24 protein-coding genes are annotated in these 24,319 nt (G+C 55.2%); 7 read left to right on the top strand and 17 right to left on the bottom strand.

Annotated features, from left to right (window positions below):
• Positions 1 to 83 precede the first annotated feature (83 nt).
• From OU26_RS08515 to OU26_RS08550, 8 genes are all read right to left on the bottom strand, one after another.
• A complete protein-coding gene (locus OU26_RS08515; RefSeq protein WP_026646345.1) occupies positions 84 to 746 on the bottom strand; it encodes an amino acid ABC transporter permease in 663 nt (220 codons plus the stop codon).
• A 78-nt stretch (positions 747 to 824) separates the two neighbouring features.
• Positions 825 to 1,637: an amino acid ABC transporter substrate-binding protein gene (locus tag OU26_RS08520; RefSeq protein WP_051592919.1), complete on the bottom strand. Its 813-nt coding sequence runs from the start codon at positions 1,635 to 1,637 to the stop codon at positions 825 to 827.
• Between the two features lie 67 nt (positions 1,638 to 1,704).
• Entirely contained in the window at positions 1,705 to 2,526 is an 822-nt protein-coding gene (locus OU26_RS08525) for an amino acid ABC transporter ATP-binding protein (RefSeq protein WP_081815626.1), read from the bottom strand.
• Between the two features lie 36 nt (positions 2,527 to 2,562).
• Positions 2,563 to 3,774 (bottom strand): trans-sulfuration enzyme family protein, encoded by a 1,212-nt coding sequence (locus OU26_RS08530; protein ID WP_026646343.1) that lies wholly within the window; start codon positions 3,772 to 3,774, stop codon positions 2,563 to 2,565.
• A gap of 313 nt (positions 3,775 to 4,087) precedes the next feature.
• Positions 4,088 to 4,957, bottom strand: coding sequence for a MetQ/NlpA family ABC transporter substrate-binding protein (locus OU26_RS08535; protein ID WP_033499085.1), 870 nt, complete (start codon positions 4,955 to 4,957; stop codon positions 4,088 to 4,090).
• Positions 4,950 to 5,624 (bottom strand): methionine ABC transporter permease, encoded by a 675-nt coding sequence (locus tag OU26_RS08540; protein ID WP_026646341.1) that lies wholly within the window; start codon positions 5,622 to 5,624, stop codon positions 4,950 to 4,952. Before OU26_RS08540 ends, OU26_RS08535 begins: the two co-directional genes overlap by 8 nt.
• Before the next feature lie 52 nt (positions 5,625 to 5,676).
• Entirely contained in the window at positions 5,677 to 7,005 is a 1,329-nt protein-coding gene (locus tag OU26_RS08545) for a M20/M25/M40 family metallo-hydrolase (protein WP_033499086.1), read from the bottom strand.
• Positions 6,998 to 8,089 (bottom strand): methionine ABC transporter ATP-binding protein, encoded by a 1,092-nt coding sequence (locus OU26_RS08550; protein ID WP_051592918.1) that lies wholly within the window; start codon positions 8,087 to 8,089, stop codon positions 6,998 to 7,000. The genes OU26_RS08545 and OU26_RS08550 overlap by 8 nt, the downstream gene beginning before the upstream one ends.
• Positions 8,090 to 8,591: 502 nt before the next feature.
• Between OU26_RS08550 and OU26_RS08555 the strand changes: the two genes are divergently transcribed.
• The 6 genes from OU26_RS08555 to metK all read left to right on the top strand — a co-directional run bounded on the left by OU26_RS08555 (position 8,592) and on the right by metK (position 14,823).
• Positions 8,592 to 9,686: an Ldh family oxidoreductase gene (locus OU26_RS08555; RefSeq protein WP_033499087.1), complete on the top strand. Its 1,095-nt coding sequence runs from the start codon at positions 8,592 to 8,594 to the stop codon at positions 9,684 to 9,686.
• A gap of 50 nt (positions 9,687 to 9,736) precedes the next feature.
• Positions 9,737 to 10,924, top strand: a complete 1,188-nt coding sequence (locus OU26_RS08560; RefSeq protein ID WP_026646339.1) for a pyridoxal phosphate-dependent aminotransferase — start codon at positions 9,737 to 9,739, stop codon at positions 10,922 to 10,924.
• 36 nt (positions 10,925 to 10,960) lie between these two features.
• Positions 10,961 to 11,962 (top strand): NAD(P)-dependent oxidoreductase, encoded by a 1,002-nt coding sequence (locus tag OU26_RS08565; RefSeq protein WP_026646338.1) that lies wholly within the window; start codon positions 10,961 to 10,963, stop codon positions 11,960 to 11,962.
• A 15-nt stretch (positions 11,963 to 11,977) separates the two neighbouring features.
• Entirely contained in the window at positions 11,978 to 12,403 is a 426-nt protein-coding gene (locus tag OU26_RS08570) for a GNAT family N-acetyltransferase (RefSeq protein ID WP_026646337.1), read from the top strand.
• 396 nt (positions 12,404 to 12,799) lie between these two features.
• Positions 12,800 to 13,570 (top strand): class I SAM-dependent methyltransferase, encoded by a 771-nt coding sequence (locus OU26_RS08575; protein WP_160257612.1) that lies wholly within the window; start codon positions 12,800 to 12,802, stop codon positions 13,568 to 13,570.
• Between the two features lie 65 nt (positions 13,571 to 13,635).
• Positions 13,636 to 14,823, top strand: a complete 1,188-nt coding sequence (metK, locus tag OU26_RS08580) for a methionine adenosyltransferase (protein WP_026646335.1) — start codon at positions 13,636 to 13,638, stop codon at positions 14,821 to 14,823.
• Between the two features lie 137 nt (positions 14,824 to 14,960).
• Here metK and OU26_RS08585 read toward each other — a convergent pair whose 3' ends face one another.
• From OU26_RS08585 to OU26_RS08625, 9 genes are all read right to left on the bottom strand, one after another.
• The gene (locus OU26_RS08585) at positions 14,961 to 16,136 is read right to left on the bottom strand and encodes a pyridoxal phosphate-dependent aminotransferase (protein WP_026646334.1); all 1,176 of its coding nucleotides are present in this window, start codon (positions 16,134 to 16,136) and stop codon (positions 14,961 to 14,963) included.
• Positions 16,137 to 16,279: 143 nt separating this feature from the next.
• Positions 16,280 to 16,939, bottom strand: coding sequence for a methionine ABC transporter permease (locus tag OU26_RS08590; protein WP_026646333.1), 660 nt, complete (start codon positions 16,937 to 16,939; stop codon positions 16,280 to 16,282).
• Between the two features lies 1 nt (position 16,940).
• Positions 16,941 to 18,011 carry a methionine ABC transporter ATP-binding protein gene (locus OU26_RS08595; RefSeq protein WP_026646332.1) on the bottom strand — a complete coding sequence of 357 codons (1,071 nt, stop codon included), beginning with the start codon at positions 18,009 to 18,011 and terminating at the stop codon, positions 16,941 to 16,943.
• Between the two features lie 98 nt (positions 18,012 to 18,109).
• Positions 18,110 to 18,985 carry a MetQ/NlpA family ABC transporter substrate-binding protein gene (locus tag OU26_RS08600; RefSeq protein ID WP_026646331.1) on the bottom strand — a complete coding sequence of 292 codons (876 nt, stop codon included), beginning with the start codon at positions 18,983 to 18,985 and terminating at the stop codon, positions 18,110 to 18,112.
• A 38-nt stretch (positions 18,986 to 19,023) separates the two neighbouring features.
• Positions 19,024 to 20,046, bottom strand: coding sequence for a ketopantoate reductase family protein (locus tag OU26_RS08605; protein ID WP_026646330.1), 1,023 nt, complete (start codon positions 20,044 to 20,046; stop codon positions 19,024 to 19,026).
• A gap of 247 nt (positions 20,047 to 20,293) precedes the next feature.
• Positions 20,294 to 21,196 carry a cysteine ABC transporter substrate-binding protein gene (locus tag OU26_RS08610; RefSeq protein ID WP_026646329.1) on the bottom strand — a complete coding sequence of 301 codons (903 nt, stop codon included), beginning with the start codon at positions 21,194 to 21,196 and terminating at the stop codon, positions 20,294 to 20,296.
• A gap of 45 nt (positions 21,197 to 21,241) precedes the next feature.
• Positions 21,242 to 22,069, bottom strand: coding sequence for an amino acid ABC transporter ATP-binding protein (locus OU26_RS08615; protein ID WP_026646328.1), 828 nt, complete (start codon positions 22,067 to 22,069; stop codon positions 21,242 to 21,244).
• Positions 22,062 to 22,736, bottom strand: coding sequence for an amino acid ABC transporter permease (locus OU26_RS08620; RefSeq protein ID WP_026646327.1), 675 nt, complete (start codon positions 22,734 to 22,736; stop codon positions 22,062 to 22,064). Before OU26_RS08620 ends, OU26_RS08615 begins: the two co-directional genes overlap by 8 nt.
• Positions 22,723 to 23,379 (bottom strand): amino acid ABC transporter permease, encoded by a 657-nt coding sequence (locus tag OU26_RS08625; RefSeq protein WP_026646326.1) that lies wholly within the window; start codon positions 23,377 to 23,379, stop codon positions 22,723 to 22,725. The genes OU26_RS08620 and OU26_RS08625 overlap by 14 nt, the downstream gene beginning before the upstream one ends.
• Before the next feature lie 218 nt (positions 23,380 to 23,597).
• Between OU26_RS08625 and OU26_RS08630 the strand changes: the two genes are divergently transcribed.
• Positions 23,598 to 24,203 (top strand): GNAT family N-acetyltransferase, encoded by a 606-nt coding sequence (locus OU26_RS08630; protein WP_420312345.1) that lies wholly within the window; start codon positions 23,598 to 23,600, stop codon positions 24,201 to 24,203.
• Positions 24,204 to 24,319 lie beyond the last annotated feature (116 nt).

Below are 24,319 nucleotides of genomic sequence, written 5' to 3' on the forward strand. Positions count from 1 at the left end.
GGGGGGGGGACAATTCCCATTGTCCGGCCCGTGAGATGCATCACCTTCCAGAGCAAATGAAACCGACGTGTCACGAAATTGCGTCAGAAATGCTCCGCAAGTCGCTTTTCGCACACGCCTTGTAGCCAAGTCAGCACAGTGCAGAACGCCAGATAAATGAGGCCGACCTCGCAATACAGCACCAGTGGCTCGTATGTGGTCGCAACGATGCGCTGCGCCGCCATGAACATTTCGACCACGGTGATATTCGCGGCAAGCGACGTATCCTTCACCAATGAGATGAATGTGTTGAACAGCGCCGGAAACGCCGATCTGAATGCTTGGGGCAATACGATGAGCCGCATAATGGTCAGATACCGCAAATTGGTGGTCAAACCAGCTTCAATCTGTCCCTTGGGAACCGCGAGAATGGCTCCGCGCAACGTTTCCGACGCGTATGCGCCGACGTTGAGGGAAAAAGCAATGACCGCGGATGGGAAAGCCGGCACGACGATGCCTACCGACGGCAGGCCGAAGAAGATCACGAACAGCTGCACCAGCAACGGTGTGCCGCGGAACACCCATACATAGCATTGCGCTATGCGCTGCGCCACCGGCACTTTCGCCACCCGGACAAGCGCGACTACGATAGCCAGCACCAGACCGATGGCAAACGATATAAGAGTCAACGGAATAGTCACCGTCAACCCGGGAATCAGCAGCTTGCCGAAGGAATCGACGATAATTCCCCAAAGTCTCTCATCCATGCTTTCTCCGTTTTCCACGCCGAACATATGGTGGCTGCGAATTCCAGGATTCGCAGCCACCATCAGCCACTATGCAACCTACTTGACGGAAACGTCCTCGCCGAAGTATTTGACGGACAGCTTCTTCAACGTGCCGTCTTTCTGCAGCTTGGCAAGCGACTCGTTCAGCGCCTTCACCAGGCTGTCCTCGCCCTTGCGGATCGGGAACGCCGCCGCCGGGCTCACTTCCGACTTCGCGGAAATCTGCACATCCGCATTCGGCTTCTGCTTCAGATAATCCAGGACCGCCAGCTTGTCGTTGAGCGTCACATCAGCGCGACCGGCGGTGATGGCATCGACAGCCTGGGCGAAATCATTGACCGACACGATATTGGCGCCATTTTCCTGGGCGGTCTGGTTCCAGTTGCTGGTCTTGGTCTCGGCGGCGTTCTTTCCCTTGATGTCGGCAAAAGTCTTGATGTCGTTATTGCCCTTCTTCGTTACCGCGACTCCTTGGGAATAGGTGTATAGATCGCTGAAATCGTATTTCTGCTTGCGCTCATCGTTCGGAGCGACCTGGTCGGCCACACTATCGAATTTCTTGGAATCGACTCCAGCCAGCAGGGAATCCCAATTGGATTCCACGAATTTGGCTTTCACACCAAGCTCCTTGGCGACAGCCGTCGCGACCTCCACATCATAACCGGTCAGTTTGTTGTCGGAACCGTGATAGGAGAATGGAGCATACGTGCCTTCCGTTCCGAATACGATTTCCCCATTCTTCTTGATTTGGTCAAGCTCGCTGCTGGCGGCGGAACCATTCGATGATCCGCATGCGCTGAAACCGACGATGGCGGCTGCGGCAGCTGCGACGGCGGCGATTTTCCTCAATACGGAATGTGTATGAGACATTATTATGTTCCCCTTATTGTAGATTCTTCTCAATTCTCAAGAGCTCTAGGGCTCTGAGCCCTATACATCACCGAAGACGGTCCAGAGCCTGTCGGCGCGATGCCGGCGAAGCCAGTTCCGCAAGCTCTTCGGGCTTCCAATCATCAATCAGACTGGGATCATGTATCGATGACAGAAACCGTGCGGTACGGGATTCAGTCGGATGATTGAAGATCCGTTCCGGGCTGCCCTGCTCCACGATGTTGCCGTGTTCGAAAAAGACGACATGGTCGGAGGCGTTACGGGCGAAACGCATCTCATGGGTGACCATAAGCATGGTCGTTCCGGAGTCGGCCAAGGATTTGATCACGGCAAGCACCTCGTCCACCATTTCCGGATCCAACGCGGATGTGGGCTCATCCAACACCAGCAGCTCAGGCTCCAACGCAATGGCCCGGGCTATGGCGATACGCTGCTGTTGGCCTCCGGAGAGTTTGCTCGGATAACGATCGGCGAAATCCTGCATCCCGACCCGCTTGAGCTCATCCAACGCGATGCGCTCGGCCTCCTTGCGGCTCTTTCCCTTGGCATGCACAAGGCCTAGCGACACGTTGTCCAAAGCGGTCTTGTTCAGAAAAAGATTGTAATTCTGGAATACGAATCCGATTCTTGAACGAATGGAGAAGATGTCCTTCGGCTGTGCACTGGCCAGGGAGATGGCCCCTTGGCCGAAATCGATCGTTCCCTCATCCGCGGACTCGAGATAATCGATCACACGCAACAGCGTTGATTTTCCCGATCCGCTCGGGCCGATAATCGAAACGACTGCGCCTTGCGGAATGTCCAAATCGACACCGTCAAGCACCAACTGCGCTCCGAATGATTTACGCACACCACGAATCTGTATCATTCCATGCACCTCAAATCGTCATAGTCCGGACGAAGATCAGATCAACACGCTTTCGGCAAGCGCATCATCCCGCACTGCGGAGTCGGCATGCTCCGCGTGCCTGAACGCCTGCTCCAGATCCTCCGTCAGATCGTGGGCGTCCTCGATACCGATGGACAGCCGAATCAGCTCGTCGGTGATGCCAACCTTCAGGCGCTCCTCACGAGGCAGTTCGAAATGCGTCATGCGACATGGCAATTCCGCCAGGCTTTCGACGGCTCCCAAGGAAACCGCCAAACGGAACAGCTTCAGATTATCCAGCACGTCAGCGGGATCGACGCCGTCAATAACTTCGAAACTCAGGACGCCGCCACCGCCGCGAAGTCCCTTGGCGGCCAAGTCCTCGCCATCGGTAAGCCCCGGATAATACACTGCCTTCACCAACGGATGTCCCAGTAGATATTCAGCCACGGCAATGGCGTTCTCCTGCTGGCGTTCCAAGCGCAAGGCGAGCGTCTGGATGCCACGACGCACCGAATCGCACTCGTTTGGGGCGAGCACGCCGCCCAGACGATTCTGCGCAAAGTAGACGCGTTGGGCGAGCTCATCATCCTTCACGACCACCAAACCCGCGATCACATCGGAATGGCCGGCCAGATATTTCGTGGCGGAATGCAGCACGATATCCGCGCCCAGATCAAGCGGGTTCTGCAAGTACGGAGTCACGAAGGTGTTGTCGACGATCACAACCGCTCCATAACGATGGGCAATCTCAGCGATCGCATGGACATCGTTCACCTTCAGCAACGGATTGGTGATGGTTTCGAAATACACGGCCTTCGCGGGAAGTCTGCCCTGCGCCGTGTCTCCAGCGACGGCGCGTTCGACGTCCTCGAGATTCCGGGTATCAACAGAGTCAACAAGAAGTCCCCAACGGTTGAAATGCTCATTCAACTGCGAGTACGAACCGCCGTATACGTTGTCGCCGGCAACGATGCGATCACCTGGTTGGAAAATCGAAAGCACCGCATGGATGGCGGCCAGTCCAGAGCCGAACGCGAAACCGCGCGTGCCATGCTCCAGTTGCGCGATCTGCTTCTCCAAAAACTCACGGGTCGGATTGCCGCTGCGCGCATAATCCCAACGGGGCATCGCATCAACCGATTCGAAAGCATAGGTTGACGAATTGTAGATCGGCGGGTTCACAGCCCCGGTATTGTTATCATCGACCGGCAGACCATGAACAAGCTGAGTGTTGAATCTAGTCATAATGCGCACCCCCTCGGGTTGTGGTTCCTTGCCGCGTGCCGTTCACGCGATCGGTGGTTCCCACTTAACCCTGTCTCCGGTTTCGCCACGCGCCGGAAGCTATCGTCCTTACTTATAGGACGTTCAAATCGCTATTCAAAATACTTATCGGATGCCATAGAACCTTTACCGGTCGGAGAACGACCTCGTCGAAGACGGTTCTCTCAATTACGGAATGAGCTGCGTTTCAAATCCATCGGAACCGAATTTCACAGTCCACCGGAATAGAGAACGCAGCTCATTCGCCATACCACTTGTTTCCATTTTTGCGGAATCACCACACCGGAAGCACGGAACCATCCAGCGTGTCTTTGATTACCTTTTTGACCGAATCAGTATGGTACGCTTTAATGATCTTTCTGTAGACCTCACTGTCCTTATCCTTGCTCCTAGCAACAATTACGTTGATCCAAGGCTTGTTAATCGCGGACTTGGGATTGAGATCCACCGCGAAGATATTGTCATTCACACTGCGACCGAAATCCACCACAGCATTGGCATTGGCTATTCCCGCAGCCGCGTCATCCAACGAGCCCATGATGAGGTTACGATCCGTCGGGACCAGTTGGACATCCAATTTATTTTCCGTGATATCTTCTTGGGCAGGGTAGACTCCATTTGCCGGATCGACTTTATCCGGATTGAGTTTGATGACCCCAGCTGCTTGCAGCACCGTCAACGCGCGCCCACCGTTAGTCACATCATTGGGAATGAGGATCTTATCCCCTTTTTTCAGTCCCTTGATGCTTTTCAGCTTGTTGGAATAGATATTCAGGGGGCTCAGATACGTTTCAGCGATAGCCGAGATCTCATATCCCTTGGTTTTGATCTCCCCGTTCAGGAAGGCATAATGCTGCTGCGCACTCAGGTCGACATCACCTGCGACCAATGCCTGGTTACCAAGCACGGCGCTTTTCATGGCTACGGGTTCGACCTTGATTTTTTCTCCCGCATTTTTGAGGTTCTTATTGACCTGTTCCCAGATAGGCTCATCGGAACTTGTGGTCAGGGCCACCTTGACTACAGTCACGTCCTCCGACGAATTTGCCGATCCACATGCCGCTACGCTTGCCAATAAGCCAACCGCAGCAACTACTGACAGAATCTTTTTCGCTGTCCCATTATGAATGTGATTGCTATTCATGATTGTTAATCCTTCCGATGAATGTTCCTATGGTTTGAATAATGGTGATGAACACTAACAAGGCGAGGACCGCCGCGATAGTGACATCAAGCTGGTTGCGTTCGAATCCATAACGGATCGCATAGTCACCCAAGCCACCGGCTCCTATGGCACCGATAACCGCGATTTCAGAATTGAAGCTGATGCAGGTGATGGTGGTCACGCGCGCCAATTTCGAAATGCTTTCCCGAAGGAACACGCGCCAAATTATGGCGATTCGCCCAAAGCCCATAGCTTGCGCGGATTCGATTAATGTTGGTCTCAAAGCGTTGAATACAGACTCAACCTGACGAGAGAAGAACGGCGTTATGCCAACAATCAATGGAAAAATCGCGCCGTCGACGCCGATCGCTGTTCCCGCGATCAATCGCGTCAGGGGGAACAAGAGGGCTATCATGATGACGAACGGAATAGACCTGCACAAATTCACCAGCTTGTCGATTGGCTCGAATACTAACGGATTCTCGCATAGGCCTCCTTTTCTGGTGATAGACAGCAGCAGTCCGAAAAAGACGCCAAGCACAAACCAGAAAGGCGTGGCGATGAAAAACATCTGGAATGTCTGCGTGACCGCCTTCAAGAAGGCTTCAGGATTCTGCGCGACATGGGGGAATAGACTAGTTAGCACTTTTGCACTGACTCCTTATGATATATGCTCATCAGTTGAGACTCGGACAGATTCACAAACCTACGATCAAACGTTCCAGCACGGTTTCGCCGAATCGAACAGACTCCAGAGGCACTCGCTCATCGACACCATGAAAATTGGCAATGTAATTGAATCCTTCCGGGATGCGCAACGGAATGAATCCAAGCACCTGCGCATCTGGCACGACTTTGAGTATGGCTTTGGAATCAGTTCCCCCGGATGAAAGAAACGGAACTACCGCGGCTTCTGGATCCAGGTCGGCAATCAGATGTTCCACGTAGTCGAAAAGATCGCCGTTGGGATCTGACAAATATCCGGTGGAACGGTGAATGGCCTCCAGTTGAGCGTCCTTCCCGACCAAACTCCGAAGAGTCTCTAAGACATGATCTTCCTGTCCCGGAAGGGCACGTCCATCAATCAATCCTTCGGCAGTTGCAGGGACAATATTCACCGAACTGCCAGCATCCAGCGAAGACACGTTATATGTATTACGGATGGTGGATGCGATCCATGGACGAGCAAAACCCGTGGCATCGACTATACGTTCCACTCCACCTGGTTCTTGGATATTGATTGCCGCGATCTTCCCTAAGCGTTCAAGCAGCAGCTTGGTGACCGGATTAAGTTCAACAGGCCATTGGTACTCGGCTACGCGCGTAGCCGCTCTCGCAACTTTGACAACGGCATTATCATAATTGATTTGCGAGCCATGGGACTGAGTGCCCTGGGCCGCAATCTTGAACCATTGCGTGCCTTTCTCTCCCACCTGAACGTAGTACACGCGCTTCCCATTCACGTACGAGGAAAAGCCGCCGGTCTCACTGATGATGTAGCCCACACGATCAAACCATTCAGGATGATGGGCGCCTATCCATTCCGAACCGGCGAATCCGCCGGCCTCCTCATCGGCAAACAGAATCACTCGCACATCCCTCTTCGGCCGTTTCCCTCGTCGGATAACCGCACGAATGGCGGCCAATGTCATGGCGACCATGTCTTTCATGTCCACGGCGCCACGACCCCATACGCATTCGGCGATTCCATCAGACTTGATCTCACCTCCCACGGGATCAACCGTCCAGTCGGAATTATTGGCCGCCACCGTATCGAGATGTCCATGTAACAGAAGTACCGGCAGATCGTGGTTCTCCCCCGGGATGTCCACTATGAGATTGGCTCTTCCCGGCCTACTTTCCAAGATTCGCGGTGCAAGCCCAACATCCGTCAGCAATTCCGCAGCCCATTCAGCAGCCGGACGTTCCTTGGCCTCCCCTTGCATACCGCCATTACGCGTATCGATTCGAATCAACTCCACAAGCAGGCGTACAACCTCATCCGCCGCGATATTCGCATCAGTCATCGCCCTTCTCCTTCTTAGCATCCGCCTCTGCTTTGCTGCCAAAACGCGGTGTTAGATCATCCACTTTGATTCCTTTGGACCTTAGCCAGTCGATGGATTCCTCCACGCCATGCCCGCTACCCACGAATTTGGCTATGATGCCACCCAACGGATAGTTCTCAATGATTTCAAGAGACCCATAAACGATATTGACCGTCAGGCCGAATCGCTTGGTGATTTCAGAGACCAATGCCTCCGAGACCTTTTTATCCACATATTGCATGTGAATCAGCCGCTCACCTTCATCAAGTCCTATGGCGGAAGAACCGGAATCAATCAAAGACAGAATGCGATTCAGCCCCGTGGAGCTTTCCACGAAACGTTTAGCCAGCGAGGACTCCGGATCAGCGAATATCTTGTACACGCTCCCCTGCTCTACGATTCTTCCCTGATCGATTACAGATACGTCAGTGCAGATGGTCTTAACGACATCCATCTGATGCGTCACCACGATCACCGTCAATCCGTATTCTCGATTCAACTTGACGAGAAGGTCCAAAATCGTTTTGGTGGTATCTGGATCAAGAGCACTGGTCGCCTCATCACATAACAGAATTTGCGGATCATTGGCCAGTGCCCTAGCAATGGCAACACGCTGCTGCTGCCCGCCTGAAAGTTGGGAGGGATAGGCATCGGCGTAACGCTCAAGGCCGACCAGCTCCAGCAAGCGTTCCGCTTTGACTTTTCGCTCACCGCGCGGCACGGATGTACCCCGAAGAGGCAACAGCACATTTTGAATTACCGTGCGCGAAGGCATGAGATTAAACTGCTGGAAAACCATGCCGATGTTACGTCTGAGCGATTTGAGACCATTGGCGCCCAGATCACCAACTTCCTGCCCCAGCACCTTGACGGAGCCTCCGGTCTTGCTCTCGATGCCATTAATGCATCGAACCAAAGTGCTTTTCCCTGCGCCACTCAGACCGATAATGCCATAGATACATCCTTCAGGTACGGTAAGGGAGACGTCCTTCAATGCGGAATGCATGCCATGGCTGGAGGAATACGTTTTTTTGAGATTGACTATTTCAATCACATTCGTCATGCTTTCACCCCGACTTATCGAATCATTGGGAACTATTGACAACGATTCATTTACGATTCATTCTTTGGATTCGCCGCAAATCATGTTTCTCTTCGTTGCGGTAATTGGTTTGGATGCTACGGAAAAAAAAGAATACCGTCAAGCCGCTTTTTAATGTGTTTTCATCATTTGAAGCTATAAACAACAGCTATAAACAGTTATAGAAACCTGATTTCTCACACTATGAAAAACATCAAAGCGCATGCCGCTCTAAATAAAACAAGGGCATACTTATAAATAGAGGATATATAGTCTTTTCTTTCATACCGGCCATAACTTTTTTCAATTGCCAACACGGCAAGCCCATCCAGACGACCGTGTTATCGTCTGAGCAAACGATGCGCCGCATTGCCATCATGCCTACTCGTACGGTTACGGACGAAAGCTGTCACGAATCGAACGCGGCGGCGCGAATCCCACCCATCACCCGTATTGCCGAGACCCGAAGAAGGAGGAACCGTACATGACGTTTGATTGCCCTATCCCGAGGCTCCGCACCTTTCTTGAGCACCTGTTCCACAATCATTACGGTTTTACGGTCAATCAAGCGGCAAATATCTCAGATGCCCTGATTAGTGCCGATTCTCATGGCATCCAATCACATGGCGTACAACGCTTGGCCATGTATGACGCAAAGCTCAAAGCCGGTACCATTATTGCAGGTCACGAAGGACGAATCATTTCGCAGTCCGACGCTACATCGTTAATCGATGGAGAACTCGGCATGGGACAGGTCATCGCCCATAAAGCGATGGGTCTGTCCATCGAAACCGCCCGGCGATACGGTATCGGCATCGTTGCCGTACGCAATTCAAACCATTTCGGGACAGCCGGACACTGGGCACATATGGCACTGGAGGAGGGTTTCATCGGATTGGTCTCCACCAATAGCAATCCACTCACTGTTCCGACTTTTGGCGTATGCCCATTCGGCGGCAGCAATCCCATAGCCTTCAGCGCACCCGGGGATCCAGAAGATTTTGAATTCGACGCGGCTACCTCCACCGTATCGCTTGGGAAAATCGAAGTCCTTCGCAAAACCGGAAATGCAATTCCCGGACAATGGGCAGTAGATGAACAGGGAAACATCGATATATCAGCCGACCATGTAATGAGGAATATCACACGTCCCGAACGCATCGGGGGTTTAACTCCAATCGGCGGCCCTGGCGAGGTAAACGGCGGATACAAGGGCTACGGTCTGGGCCTTGTCATTGAAATCCTGACTGGCCTGCTCGCGGGAGGGCCGCTCTCGGCCGACCTTAAGGGGAAGGCGATCAGCCACACGTTTCTGACCATCGATCCGGCACGTTTCGGCGATTCCCGTATGTTCAAGTTCGCGGTCTCAGACATGCAACGCAGATTACGCTCACTGCCCTCGGAGCCCGGCAAACAGATACTGGTTCCAGGAGACAAGGAACGCGTCGCACTGCGTCAAACCCAACAACATGGCGTGCCCATTGACGAGGTAACGGCACATCAGATTGCACAGATAGCCGACGAAGCCGGACTACCTGTTCCATGGAAGGATACGACGGCCAAGAAAACGGCTTCTTGACCATTCCATGATTCCTTACCATATCCCATCCGCATTAAAGAAGAAGACACATGCCCGATATTACCGACAACATATTGCGCGAAGTAAGCACACTGCAATCCTCTATGATTCGTTCATTTGACCGTGAGGTCTCATCCATCGACGGCATCCTGAAACTCACTCTCGGCGAACCTGATTTCGATACGCCCGCGCAAATAACCCAAGCGGCCTGCAAGTCTTTGGCCGAAGGCCACACGCATTATGCCCCAAACGCCGGAACCGAAGGATTACGCAAAGCCATCACCCGTTATCTCAAACGTCGCCGGGACCTTGTTTACTCTCCTCGGCAAATCATTGTGACCCTGGGCGCATCCGAAGCGCTGAGCAGCATATTGGGCGGATTGCTGGACAGCGACACTACATTGCTCTACCCAGAACCAGCCTTCAATCTCTATCGCACGATGGCGATACTTTCCAATGCCGAGCCCTATCCAATCGACACCTCGCACAGCGATTTCAAAATCACCCCCGAAACCTTGGACAACGCCCTTCTTGACGTACGACGTCGCGGGCGAAAGCCAATCGTAACGATCAATTATCCGAACAATCCTACTGGCGTGGCTTTGAATTCCGCCGAACTCAGGAAATTATCCGAGGTCATCAAAGAACACGACGCCTTGGTGATAAGCGATGAAGTATATGCCGAGATTCATTTCGGCGAGCCAAGCAACGACATTTGTACAGCCGACTCCATCGCCCGATACATTCCCGATCGAACAATTCTTGTGGACAGCACCTCAAAGACATTTGCCATGACAGGTTGGCGCGTCGGCTATTTTGCCGCCCCCGAACCGTTAGCGGCACTACTTGGAAAAGTACATCAAGCACGAGTGTCCACAGCCGCGACATTTTGCCAAGACGCCGCAGAGGAAGGATATCTTCACTGCGATAAGAATATAGAAGGCATGGTCCAAGCATATCGAGAACGACGTGACTATCTGTTCAATGCACTCACCGATCTGAAGTTCGACATAGCTTCGCCTGACGGGGCTTTCTACCTTTATACCCGCATACCGGATTCCTTCACAGGTTCCGGCATTGATTTTGCAAGAACTCTTGCAAGACAGGCCAAGGTGGCCGCAATACCAGGCGAAGCGTTTGTCTCAGGACCATCCAGACACATCCGATTCAGCTACGCAGCCTCCATGTCGGAACTGCATGAAGCAGTACGCCGCATCAGCAGATGGCTACACCAATAACCCTGCCCCATACACCCCAGAAAGGATGTGAAGACTATGACACGCATTGCCTTCTTCCATACCCTGCCCGAGGAACGACCATTCGCTGAGCAATGGGCCGTCAGACACGATGTGGAAGTGACGTTCTTCGACCAGGAACTTCACGATGACACATTGCCCCTGCTCAAAGGATTCAATGGCCTATCATACAAACAACGGACCAAACCAAACGCAGATGACCCTTTCGGTTTTTTCCGCCGCCTTCACGACCTTGGGATCCAACAAATCGCTGTCCGTTCCGCGGGGCTTGATTCCATTGATCTGCCAGCGGCACATGCGGCAGGCCTACGCGTGACCAACGTACCGTCGTATTCCCCACCCGCTGTCGCCGAGTTGGTATTGGCCCAAACCATGCACCTGCTACGTCACATTCCGCAATTCGACGAACGATCAGCCAATGGCGATTTTGTGGTAAGCGGATTAATGAGCCGAGAACTCTCCGAAATCACCATCGGTATCATCGGAGTAGGCCGCATCGGCTCAACAGTGGCTCGCATCTTTCATGCCCTAGGCGCTCATGTGCTCGGGAACGATATCAGGGACAGGTCGCAGCTGTCTGACATCGATGAATTCGTGACCAAGGAGGAGTTGATTTCGCGCTCCGACGTAGTCACATTACACACATGGCTCGATGGTTCCACCTTTCACCTCATCAATGCCGAACGACTTGCACAATTCAAATCTTCCGCCTTTCTCATCAATGCCTCACGAGGACCAGTAGTTGATACCGACGCGCTCATCAGCTCACTGGAACACGGGCGCCTGGCAGGCGCGGCACTAGACGTGGTGGAAGGCGAAGGCACTATCTTCAACTATCGTTTCGAGGGCCCGATCCCCGATGAACGTTATCGCAAACTTCAATCGCTGCCCAACGTGGTACTCACTCCGCATATCGCGTTTTTCACGGACCACGCAGTAAAAAATATGACCCAACAATCGCTGGATGACGCCCTGGCCATCATCACGGGCGGAACAACACCTCACGAAGTACATTATTGATTCCAAGGAGAAAACATGACTTTTGCCATTCAACGGCTTGCCCCGGAAGACTACGACGAAGCATATGCACTGTGGGAGCGCACACCGGGTATGCACCTGCATTCCTTAAACAACACCTACGGCGGCATCAGCAGCATCATCGAAAACAACCCGTTCACCTGCTTCAAGGCCATAGATGAAGGAGGCCATCTCATCGCCACCGCGCTTGGAGCCACCGACGGACGTAAAGGCTATCTCTACCATGTTGCCGTGGATGAATCCCATCGAGGACAGGGAATCGGCTCAGCACTGATCAAGCGCGTCCTCGACACCCTCAAGGCACGAGGCATTACCACCATTGGTCTGTTCGTAGCAAAAAACTACCCACCAGCGAAAGAATTCTGGCTAAAACAACATTTTAAAGAACGCCACGACGTCGAATATTTGGATATTGATTTATAAAATAAATTGGCCCTTGCAAATTATGCAATAGGGCCAATTTTCAAAAAATAAAAACGCGCGATCCCTATCCTCAAAAATATTCCTTTTCATTTTATCACACCAAGATAACGCCAAAAGCTACCAGATATAGTTTAAGCAATACAAAAAAGTTATAGCCAGTTTCAAATATATAGAATTAATTAGCAAATCTATATTTATAATATTTTATTCTTACCACATATAAGAAACATATTTAACCACACCACATATTTTGTTTATCAATGAGATATATTTAAGAAAATCAATCATTCCCAAATTTTAAAAAAGGTTGATGCTCTAGCGAAAACAAGTTGCTACAGCACTATGGATCACTCGTCAATCACTACGCACACATACGTAATGACGTGAAGGATGAATATGACCGCAAAGAGCAACGGAAAGGAATCACATATGAGTCAAGACCCTTACAAGGGCAACGCTACAGTACTCGATGACACCCGACGACAGCGACCGAACATATACGAATCAAGACTCCGACTACTGCACAAAGCACTAACGACAACGCCGGAAGGCGAGGCTTCCGATCCTGGGTCGATTCTTTCGATTGGCGTTGGAAGCGGCATCTTCGAAACTTTACTCAACCAGCGATATGGTATCGAAGTACGCCAGGCAATCGAGCCATCCGCATCCCTCGGAGCACAGGCGCGAGCTAAAGGACTCAATACCATACAAGCCACCGCGCAGGAATTCGATTATGACCAAGCACCCTACGACACCATTATCTACAACGGATCGTCTTTCGGCTTCATTCCCGATGACGAAATCGTGGATACGTTTACGCGCAACCGTAATGCGCTTTCCCCTAATGGCAGAATCGTACTAACTGACGTGCCAGCCGAATCGGCTCTGGGGCTTGTACTGCGGCTACGTCAAACTGCCGGACTCGACGACGCACTCGTCAAGCATCTTCTTGAGGGCACGGCCTTCTTCAATGTGGATACTCACCTGTATAAGCCCTACTGGCATGAAATTCCATGGTACGACCATGCTCTCAAAGAAGCTGGGTTCGAACGAATTGGCCATTGGCAAACGCTACTGGAGAATCCGCCGTATCACAACGAAGAGCCGCATGATCCAGAACCGGGATACCAACGAGGCAATTATGTCGCCATCGTCGCTGGAATATGAGCAACCCCAACGTTCCAACAACCGTTCAAAACACCACACGCCAATCAAATGAAAGGAACAATATCATGACACGACTGATTTCCTCAGAAGCGGTAACCGAGGGGCATCCAGATAAGGTATGCGACATCATATCCGATTCGATTCTCGATGCATATCTCGCTCTTGACCCGGATTCACGCGTTGCCGTCGAGACCACGGCCAAGGACGGCTTGGTGGTCGTAGAAGGCGAAGTAAGCGTTCCACGCATACTTGATCACGTGGAAATCACACGGCAAGCCCTGCGGGATATCGGTTATACAACCGCGGACTCAGGCATTGACCCAGATGGCTGCGGCATTATCAATAACATCCGCCCACGCGTATTTGACAATCCGCAAGGCAACTACGGCGACACCGACAAAATCGCAGACAAGGAAACCGCTTACAACACCTTCGGCGGAGATCAAGGCATCATGATCGGTTATGCGAACGACGACACAGACGCATTGATGCCATTGCCCGCATATGCAGCCAACCGAATCGCCGAGCGACTCGCTTATGCACGCAAAAATGGCATTATTCCTTTGCTAAGGCCGGATGGCAAAGTCTTGGTAACGGTCGAATACACCGACGATTTGAAACCCATCGCTTTCCGTCACGTTCTCATCTCCACACAGCATGATCCGCATCTGTCAGTGAAAGAAGTACGCGACGCGGTCCGAGCAGAAGTTCTCGACCCGGTACTGGAGACTTTCCATGGTATATCAACCGATGATGTCGACGTTGTCATTAACGCTTCGCCATTCCACACCGGTGGACCGAAGGCAGATTCCGGATTGACCGGTCGTAAAATCATCGTGGATACTTATGGCGGATTTGCCGCTCATGGCGGTGGCGCATTCTCCGGCAAGGATCCCCGTAAACCTGACCGTTCCGCGGCATATGCCGCACGGTGGGTCGCTAAGACGATTGTAGCGGCAGGGCTGGCGAGACGAGTACAGGTCTCACTCGGATATTTCCGCAATCAGGCGTCCCCCGTGAGCGTCGACATCGAGACCTACGGCACACAGTCTGTACCGCGCGAAACGATTCAACACGCAGTCGAGCAAGTATTCGATCTGCGTCAGCTCGCCATCATCGACGAGCTCAACCTGCGCCGCCCAATATATCGTAAAACCGCAGCATATGGGCATTTCGGAAGGTCTGGTGAAGAGTTCACATGGGAACGTACTGATAAGGCTGATGCATTACGCGCAGCAGCCCACGCCTCATAGCCGATCATTCGACAATGCATCTGGCAAATGGGGCGTGGTCCAAATCCACTTAGCGGCATCAGGACCACGCCCCATTTGATCATGAATCATCCACGGCAAGGTCCTCCAATCGTTCCCGCAGAAACACGAATCGTAAGCTACAGCGCGGCGGCTACACGCCGCACGGCCTCACGCAACTGATCCTCGGACTTGAGCAGACTGAACCGCACGTAGTCCACGCCGACCTTGCCGAAGCAGGTTCCAGGCAGGGCCGCCACGGCCGCCTGTTCCAGCAGCAGGTCGGCGAACTGCTCGCCGGTCAGCCCTTCCGGCGCATGCACCCACGCGTAGATGCCGCCGTCCGAATCGAACACGTCCAATCCGGCGGCGCGCAGCCCTCCGGCCACGATCTCACGCCTTTTCGCGTAGCGTTCGGCCAGTTCGCGCACACAGCTCTGGTCGGATTCCAGCGCGGCCGCGCCTGCGTCCTGCACATTGCCCGTAACCATCGAACCCATCTGGTAATGGTACTGCTTCACATGGGATACGATGTCGTCATTGCCGGCGATGAAACCGGCTCGCCAACCAGCCATCGCATACATCTTCGACAGCGAGCACACCTCCACGGTCACATCGAACGCGCCGGGAAGCGACAGAATGCTGATTTGCTGGTCATGCACGCCAAGCCCGGCGTAGGCGAAATCCTGCACGATGGCGAAATGATGCTCGTGCGCCAATTCGATGGCACGCTGCAGAAATTCGCGCGGCGCCTGCGCACCCGTCGGATTGTTCGGATAGTTGAGCACCAGTACTTTCACACGGTTCCAGGTATTCGCGGGAACCGCGTCCAAATCAGGCAGGAAGCCGCGTTCCGGTAGTGACGGCAGCAGCACTTCCTCAGCCTGGCTCATCACCGTCATGCAATGGTACGAGGGATAGTACGGATCCGCATAGGCCACGGCGTCACCCGGCGAGACGAGCACTGCGAACAGCGCCGCAAGACCGTCGACCGCGCCTTCCACGGCGAACAGTTGCGTCTCCCAATCCACGCTCACGCCATAGGCGTTGCGATACCAAGCTTGCGCGGCTTTCAGAAAGCTTGGCTTGCCGTCGAACGGAGAGTAGCGCGCGTTTGCGGGATCATCGATGGCGCGGCGGGCCACATCGCGGATGAAATCCGCCGGGAACGCGTCGGGATTGCCTTTCGCGAGGTCGATCACGTCGGCGCCGCCGGCGACCGCCGCGGCCACCTTGCGGTCCATCTCGGCGAACACGTTCGGCGGAATCGACTGCGCGATGGTGGTGAATGAGACCGGAGAAACATATGAAGTCATAGAGCACCTGCTTTATATGGAAACGGCGTGCATGGAAACGAACCGCGAAATCAGCCCCAGTTTTCCACGCACGCCGTCGGTTTGCATTACGGACGTTTCGTTATGGACTCGCTATAAACACCCATTCCGGGCATCGGGCGAAATCAGTGGGTCACCTTGCGCGCGATGGCGTCGCCGATCCACTGGATGATCTGCACGATGACGATGAGGATGACCACGATCGCCACAAGCACGCCGGTTTCGTACCGGTTGTAGCCGTATTGGATGGCCATATCGCCGATGCCGCCCGCGCCGATGGTGCCGACCATCGCGGAGTAGCCGATCAGCGAAATGACAGTGAGCACCACGCCGCGGATGAACGACGGCAACGCCTGCGGGAAAATCGCCTCGAAGATGATCTGCCTGGTCGTGGCGCCGGTGGAGATGGCCGCTTCGAGCAGACCGGGATCAACTTCGGAGAACGCGCTTTCCGCGATTCTGGCGAAGAACGGGACCGCGGCGATCGACAGGGAAATCACGCCACCGGTCGGCGTGTAGGGATCGCCCAATATCAACTGCGCCACCGGAATAAGCACGACCATGAGGATCAGGAACGGCAGTGATCGAATGGCGTTGACGATGAAGCCGATGATGACGTTGACCGCGCGATTCGGCGTGAACAGGCGGTTTTCGGTCAAGTACAGCAGCAACGCCACCAATGTGCCAAGCACCACGCCGATGATGGCGGACACCACCACCATGTAGGCCGTGTCGAGCAGGGCCTTGCCGAGGTTCTGTTGAAGGATTTCAAGGGTTTCGTTCATGTCACGCCTCCTTGTTTTCGACGGATTCGGACGATTCGGCGGCCGCTGCCAGTTTCGCGCGGTCCAGCTCGCGATAGCTGAACACGTGCGTCCGCAGCTCGTCCAGCGCCTGCGGCAGACGTTCTTTCGCACCGGAGACCAGCACGATGAGAATGCCAATGGCCAGCGAGCCGAAATATTCGACGTTCGCGTGGAGCACGTCGATGCTCACGCCGTAATCCTGCGCGACGCGGCTGATGAGCGGCTCCAAAGCGGCGTCGCCCTTGTAACGCAGTTCGACGATGGTGCCCGCCGGCAGCGATGGAACGAGCTGCGGCGGCACTTGGATGCCGAGGTAGCGTTCCACCAGCGCCTTGGTGGTGGGGTGCTTCGGCGCGCTGAACACGTCGAAGGTGTTGCCTTGTTCTACCACGACGCCGTTTTCCATGACGGCCACGCGGTCGAAGATCTGCTTGGCCACGTCCAGCTGGTGCGTGATGAACACGATGGTGATGCCCAGCTCCCGGTTGATGCGCTGCAGCAAAGCCAGGATGCCTTCCGTGGTTTCGAGATCCAGCGCGCTGGTCGCCTCGTCGCACAAGAGAATCTCCGGTTTGTTGGCGAGCGCGCGTGCGATGGACACGCGCTGCTTCTGGCCTCCGGACAGGCTGGACGGATAGCTGTCGATCTTGTTCTCCAGTCCGACGAGCTTCAGCAGCTCGCGGATCCGGTCATCCCACTGCGCCTTCGGGTATCCGCCCGCCTTCAACGCGAATTCGATGTTCTTACCGACGGTGACGTTGGTGATCAGGTTGAATCCCTGGAAGATGAAGCCGATCTTCTTGCGCAGCTCGCGTAGCGCGGCGCCTTTCAGACCGGTGATGTCGGCGCCGTCAACGAGCACTTTGCCGCCGGTCGGACGCTCCAGAAGGTTGATGGTGCGCACCAATGTCGATTTGCCGGCTCCGGAGAAGCCGACGATGCCGAAAATCTCGCCTTTTTCCACGTTGAGGCTCACATGCTTCACCGCTTCGACGGTGCGCTTGCCCTCATGGAAGGTTACCGATACGTCGTCCAGCTCGATGACGCTCATATTTCCTCGTTTCGTTTAGGTCGTTGTCCAAATCGGAAGGCCCGCATGCGGCCTATACGGCTCATGCAGGCCCGATGTATGACACCGTGCGGCGTCGATCACCAGTTCTTCGGCTTGCCGAAGTCCTTGAACTCGCTCTTGGCGATGGCATCCTTGAACTTCTGGCTGGTCAGCAGCTTCTTGGCCGCCTTGCCGAAGTCGGAATCGACGTCTTGGGTGCGGACCACGAACACTTCGATCACGCCGTCATCCTGCTTTTCCAGGGCGAGCGCCGAGCTTGGATCGAGCTTGGCGGCCCAAGAGTAGTTGCCCGGTACGAGGGCCACGTCCACGGTCTGCAGAGAACGCGCCAGCTGGGCCGCGTCGATCGTCTTGATCTTGAGGTTCTTCGGGTTGGATGCGATGTCGTTGACGGTGGCCTTGGTGGCGTCGACCTCGCCCTTGAGCTTCACCAGTCCCTGCTGTTGGAGCACGCCGAGCGAACGGGCCAGATTGGAACCGTCGTTCGCGATGGCCACGGTGGAACCGTCCTTGATGTCGTCGATGGACTTGTACTTGTTGGAGTAAATGCCCAATCCCAAGGTCGGAGTCTGTCCGATGGAAGTCAGGTCAAGATTGTTGTCGGCGGTGAACTTCTTCAGATAGTTGCCATGCTGGAACAGGTTCGCCTGGATGGAACCGGATGCGAGGGCCTTGTTCGGCTGAACGTAGTCATTGAATACCTTGGTCTTCACTTCGAAGCCGTCATCCTTCAGCAGCGGCGCGATGACCTTCTCGACCATGTCTCCATAAGGTCCGGGGCATACGCCGACGGTGATTTGGGTGGTTTTGCCCTTCGAGGTGTTCAGGCTTTCCTTGGATGCGGAATCGTTGCCGGAACCGCAGGCGGCCACGGAAACGAGTGTGGTGGCGGCAAGCACTGCCGCAAGGGCGCGTTTGATACCGTTCGATTTCTTGAGAATAGCGATGGTCATGATTGTTTTCCCTCTCTTGTTTGTGTTGAAAAATATGGTTATTCGGTTATTGGCTTGCTGGCTTCGGCGTCCGCCCTGGCCTGCGCCACGATGTCGGGATTGTGGATGGCGAACGCGCGTTCGGCCAGATGCACTTCGCGCGTCAGGAATTCATGCAGCTTGCACACGTAGCCGTGTTCGCGGCCGATTCTGGCGATGTAGCCGTTGATGTAGTCGACTTCCGTCGGACGGCCTTTGGTCAGATCCTGGTACATGGACGGGTAGTGCAGCGGGTGCGCCACGCCGGCTGTATGCAGGATGGTCTCCACTTCCTTCTCACGGGTGCCGAGCAGCTTGAATCCGGCCGCCTCGGCCGCGCCGTAAGCCTCGTCCACCAGCTGCTCGGTGAGCCAGCGGGAGTCGGGATGCGCGTGGAATTCGCCGAATCGGATCTGGTACATGGTACACAGCGTGTTGAGTACGGAGTTGAACACGATTTTCGCCATGCACATGCCGATGAAGTTGTCCACGATGGTGGGGTTCAGGGTGGCGGCCTTGAAGTCCTCGTACAGCTCGTGCTCCACTGCCGACACCTTGTCGGTCACGGTATCGGCGTAGGCGCACAGGTTCATGGCCTTGGCATGCGCGCCGCCGGTGAAGTTGAAGTCGCCCGGACCGTAGACGTAGGCTCCGATCAACGCGGTGCCGCCGTAGATGCGGTCCTTGGCAAAATATTCGTTGAGCTTTTCGAAATGCCCGTAGCCGTTCATGGCGGAGAATACGACCTGCTTGTCGTTGAACAGGTGGGCGCAGCGCTTGAGCACGCCATCGAGCTGCATCTGCTTCAAGAACACGATCCACGCATCCGGATTGCCGGTGTATTCCTCCGGATAGTACACGTCGATCGGCACCAAGTGGCGGTCTTCACCGTCCTGGGAGACGTAGGCGCCGCCCTGCTCGCGGATCTTCTCGACGTTCGGCTTCCATGTGTCGATGAAGTCGACGTCCTTGTGCGCGAATTCCTGCAGCAGCACACCATACTGGATACCCATGCCGCCCGCGCCGATCACTGCGTACTTCATAGCCGCGCTCCTCTCTCGTGTTTCGCATGCTTCTTTCAAGCTATAATCACAAGATATCGGGAAAAATCCATGTCAATGCCGGCGTGGCTATATGCGATTTTTATGAAAGGCGCAAATCGCAATAATTCTTTTTTATTAAGCGTTATCAGGGTATGGAAAAGCCTTCCGTGGCGTGGACCGCGGAAGGCTTGAAACAGGTTCGGCAGACGTCATTTGCGCCGTCTGACCGGCCGAGGATCAGCGGGAATCAGAGTTCGCCGCCTTCGACCACGATGTCATCCGGGTCGACGTCGTCACCGTACACCGGTTCCAGCGTCTCCTCGTAATCCTTGTGGAAGAAGTTCTCCTTGCCGAGCTTCACGATCTCGTCGTTAATCCAGTTGAGCAATTCTTTGTTGCCCTTCTGCACGGCAGGCGCGATGGTGTCCTCGTCGCCCAGCTTGGTGATGCCCACCTTGAAGCCCTTGTTGGACTTGGCCCAGGCCAGCACCTCGGTGTTGTCGGTGGAGAAGGCGTCTCCACGGCCATCGAGCAGCGCGTTGTAGGCGTCGGCGTACTGGTCGTACTTCTGCAGCTTGACATCGGGCTGGTTCTTCTCGAAGTAGCTTTCGGCGGTGGTGCCCTTGGCGATGATCAGGGTCTTGCCCTTGAGCTGGCTCACATCGGTGATCTCGGCGTTCTCCGGGGAGACGACGCCCAGCGCGACCTTCATGTACGGCTTGGCGAAGTCGACCTTCTCCTTGCGCTCGTCGGTGACGGTGAAGTTGGCCAGGGTGATGTCCACCTTGTTGGAGGTGAGCACATCCACGCGGGCGGCCGGGTCGACGGAGGTGTACTTGACCTTCACGCCCAGATCCTTGGCGAGACGCTCGGCGAAGACGATGTCGTAGCCGGCGTTCTTGCCTTCCTTGTCGATGTAGCCGAATGGAGCCTTGTCGGAGAACACGGCCACCTTGAGCTCGCCGGACTTCTTGATCTCATCCAGAGAACGGGCGGTCACCTTCGAGGAACCTGTGCCGCCGGAGGCGGCGGCGTCCTCGCTCGGCGTGGCGGCGCTGGGTCCACAGGCAGCCATGGAGGCGGCCATAATCAACGCGGCCGAGGCGGCTACGATGTTCCTGATTGTTTTGCTGATGGTTGATGCGGTCATGGTTGCTCCTCTCTCATCGGATGACTGCACTTGAAAAACTGGTGATCACGCGGTGGTCTCCGCCGGTTTGCGATGCCGGTCGAATTCGAAGGTGCGCAGGAAACGTCTGGCACGTTCGGTCTTCGGATTGGTGAAGAACGCTTCGGCATCATCGGATTGCTCCACGATGTCGCCACCCTCCAACAGGATGATCTGGTCGGCGATGGCACGCGCGAACTGCATCTCATGCGTGACGATGAGCATGGTCTGCCCGGAGTCGGCGAGTTCCAACATCACGTCAAGCACCTCACGCACCATTTCCGGATCAAGAGCGGCGGTGACCTCGTCGAACAGCAGCACCTCAGGATGCAGAATCAACGCCCGGCAGATGGCCACACGCTGGCGCTGGCCTCCGGAAAGCTCATGGGGCCACGCGTTCTTGCGATCGGCGAGTCCGACTCGCTCCAGCAACGCGATGGCCTCTTGCTCTGCCTCCGCCTTGTCCCGCTTCTGCACGAGCGTCGGCGCAAGCGTGATATTGCCGAGCACGGTTTTGTTGGGGAACAGATCGTAGCTTTGGAACACCATGCCGACACGTGTGCGCAGCTCGCTGCTGCGCTTGCTGCGTCCAGCCGATTCGGTGCCGGGCTTGCCGGTTTCGATGACCTCTCCGTTGAGCGAGATGGTACCACCCTGAATCGGTTCGAGTCCCGCGATGGTGCGTAGCAACGTCGATTTGCCGGAACCCGAAGGTCCGACGATGACGAACACCTTGCCATGGGGCACACTGAAGGAGATGTCGTTCAGCACAGGCTTGTCCGCATTGGCGTATTGCTTGACCAGATGCCTGACATCAAGGCTTGCCTGCGTTGTCCGCGCAACCTGTTCAGTCATGCTTCCACCTCTTTTCCAGTCGGCGGGCCACAATGGACAGCGGCCAGCACACGATGAAGTACATGAGGAAAATCACCCCGTAGATCCATAGGGTTCCTGTCGGATATTGGAAACGGTTCGCGTCGATGATCTGCTGACCCACCTTGATGACCTCGACCACGCCGAGCAGCACGGCGAGCGATGTGGTCTTCACGATACGTGTGGCAAGATTCACCGAAGCCGGCAGCAGTCTGCGCAGCGCCTGCGGCAGAATCACCTTCGTGAACGTCTGCCAGCCGCTCAATCCCAACACATACGACGACTCGTACTGCGCCTTCGGAATCGATTCGAGTGCGCCACGCACCAGATCGCCCAACTCGGCGCCGCCCCATAGCACGAAGACGAACACGCATGCGCCGGTCGCGTCCAGATTCCAGTTCCATGCCTGCGCGAAACCGTAGAAAGCGATGAACAGCAGCGCCAACTGCGGCATGATGCGGATGAAATCCAAATATATCCTGGTCAGCAATCGCACGACGGGATTCTTCATCGTCATCAGCCAGCCGACGATCAGACCGACAGGCACGGAAAGCGCCACGGACACGCCGGCGATCCACACCGTGACCCACAGGCCCTGCAGCAGGCGTGGAATCACGCCCGGCTCGAGCAGAATCTCAGCGCCGCTCATAGTCGAACCTCCGTTCCAGCCAAGTGCCCAGCAGGGAAATCGGCAGCAGAATCACCAAATACGTGACGATCAGCAAAAACAGCGACTCATAGGTGTCGTAGTACATGCCGATCAGGTCCTTGGCCATGTACATCACGTCGGCGAGCGCGATGGCGGATACCACGGAGGATTCCTTGATCAGGAAGATCACATTGGCCACCACGCCCGGAATCGAAGTGCTGATGGCCTGCGGAACAACCACGTGGCTCAGGGTCTGCCATGGGCTCAGGCCCAGAACATACGCGGATTCGCGCTGCACTTCCGGGATGGTCTCGAGCCCGCCGCGCATCGCCTCCGCCATATAGGAGCCTCCCAGGAAGCCAAGTCCGACGATGGCGCATTGCTCTGCGGACCAGACGACTCCCAGTTTCGGCAGTCCGAAGTAGAGGAAGTACAGCTGGACCAGCAGTGGCGTGTTGCGGCTGAGCTCGATGTAGATCCGGACGATTTGCCTCAGCACCGGTACACGCGCGATTTCGATGCCGGCGCACACCAAGCCGGTCACGACCGCCAGGATGATGCCGAACACTGAAATGATCAGTGTTATCTCGGCGCCTTTGACGAAGAACGGCGCATAGTGCGATACAAAAGCCCAATCAAGCATGCGCGCCTCCTTCTCTCGTGCAGCGGTCGATCCGATAGATTGCGGACGCGGTTCATCCTACCGCGCCACTAACCGTCAAAAGCCGTAGCCGCTATCAATTTTTCATATAGGGTCTTATCAGAAATCGGGGAAAAAGCCGTTCTGCGGTTTTTCTACAGTATTACACGCCTCAGGTTTCCGCTGTCGGCGCATATTGGAATGTGAAGATTGGGTACACCTTGCGAGAAAGTATGCACATGCTCATTCGACATGCAACGATGGAGGATTTGGACGCGATCGAGGCCGTGGAGGCCGCCTGCTTCCCGCCCGCGGAGGCCGCGAGCAACGAGAGTCTCACCGCACGCGTAGCCACGTATCCGGACCATTTCTGGCTTCTGATCAACACCGATGACGACGACACCCCGTTCCCCGCGAACGTCGAGGACGGCACTTTGGTCGGTTTCGTCGACGGCATGGCCACGAACGAGCCGAATCTTGCCGACGGCATGTACGACGACGCCGATATGCATGACGAGCATGGCGATTGGCAGATGATCTTCGGCGTGGATGTGGCTCCCGTCTACCAGCACCGCGGCTGCGCCAGCCATCTGCTGCGTCAGGTGATCCTCGACGCGGCGAAGGCCGGACGCAAAGGCCTGGTGCTCACCTGCAAGGAGCGTCTGGTTGGTTTTTACGCGCGCTTGGGATTCGTGGACGAGGGTCTGTCCGATTCGACGCACGGCAACGTGGTCTGGCATCAGATGCGGCTTGCGCTGGCGCATGACGGCGAGGCCGACCACGACGCGAAAACCTTGGAGTTTCCGCAGGTGGAGCCCGCTGTCTGACAGGAGTCGGGTGGGTTCCGCAAGACATTGCGACACGCCGACGATTTGCATTCCGCCGAGAATCCACGTAAGTTAGCACTCGCTTCGGGCGGTTGGCGCAGAGGTAGCGCACTTCC

The organism is Bifidobacterium ruminantium DSM 6489 (assembly GCF_000770925.1).
In the GTDB taxonomy this organism is placed as follows: Bacteria; Actinomycetota; Actinomycetes; order Actinomycetales; family Bifidobacteriaceae; genus Bifidobacterium; species Bifidobacterium ruminantium.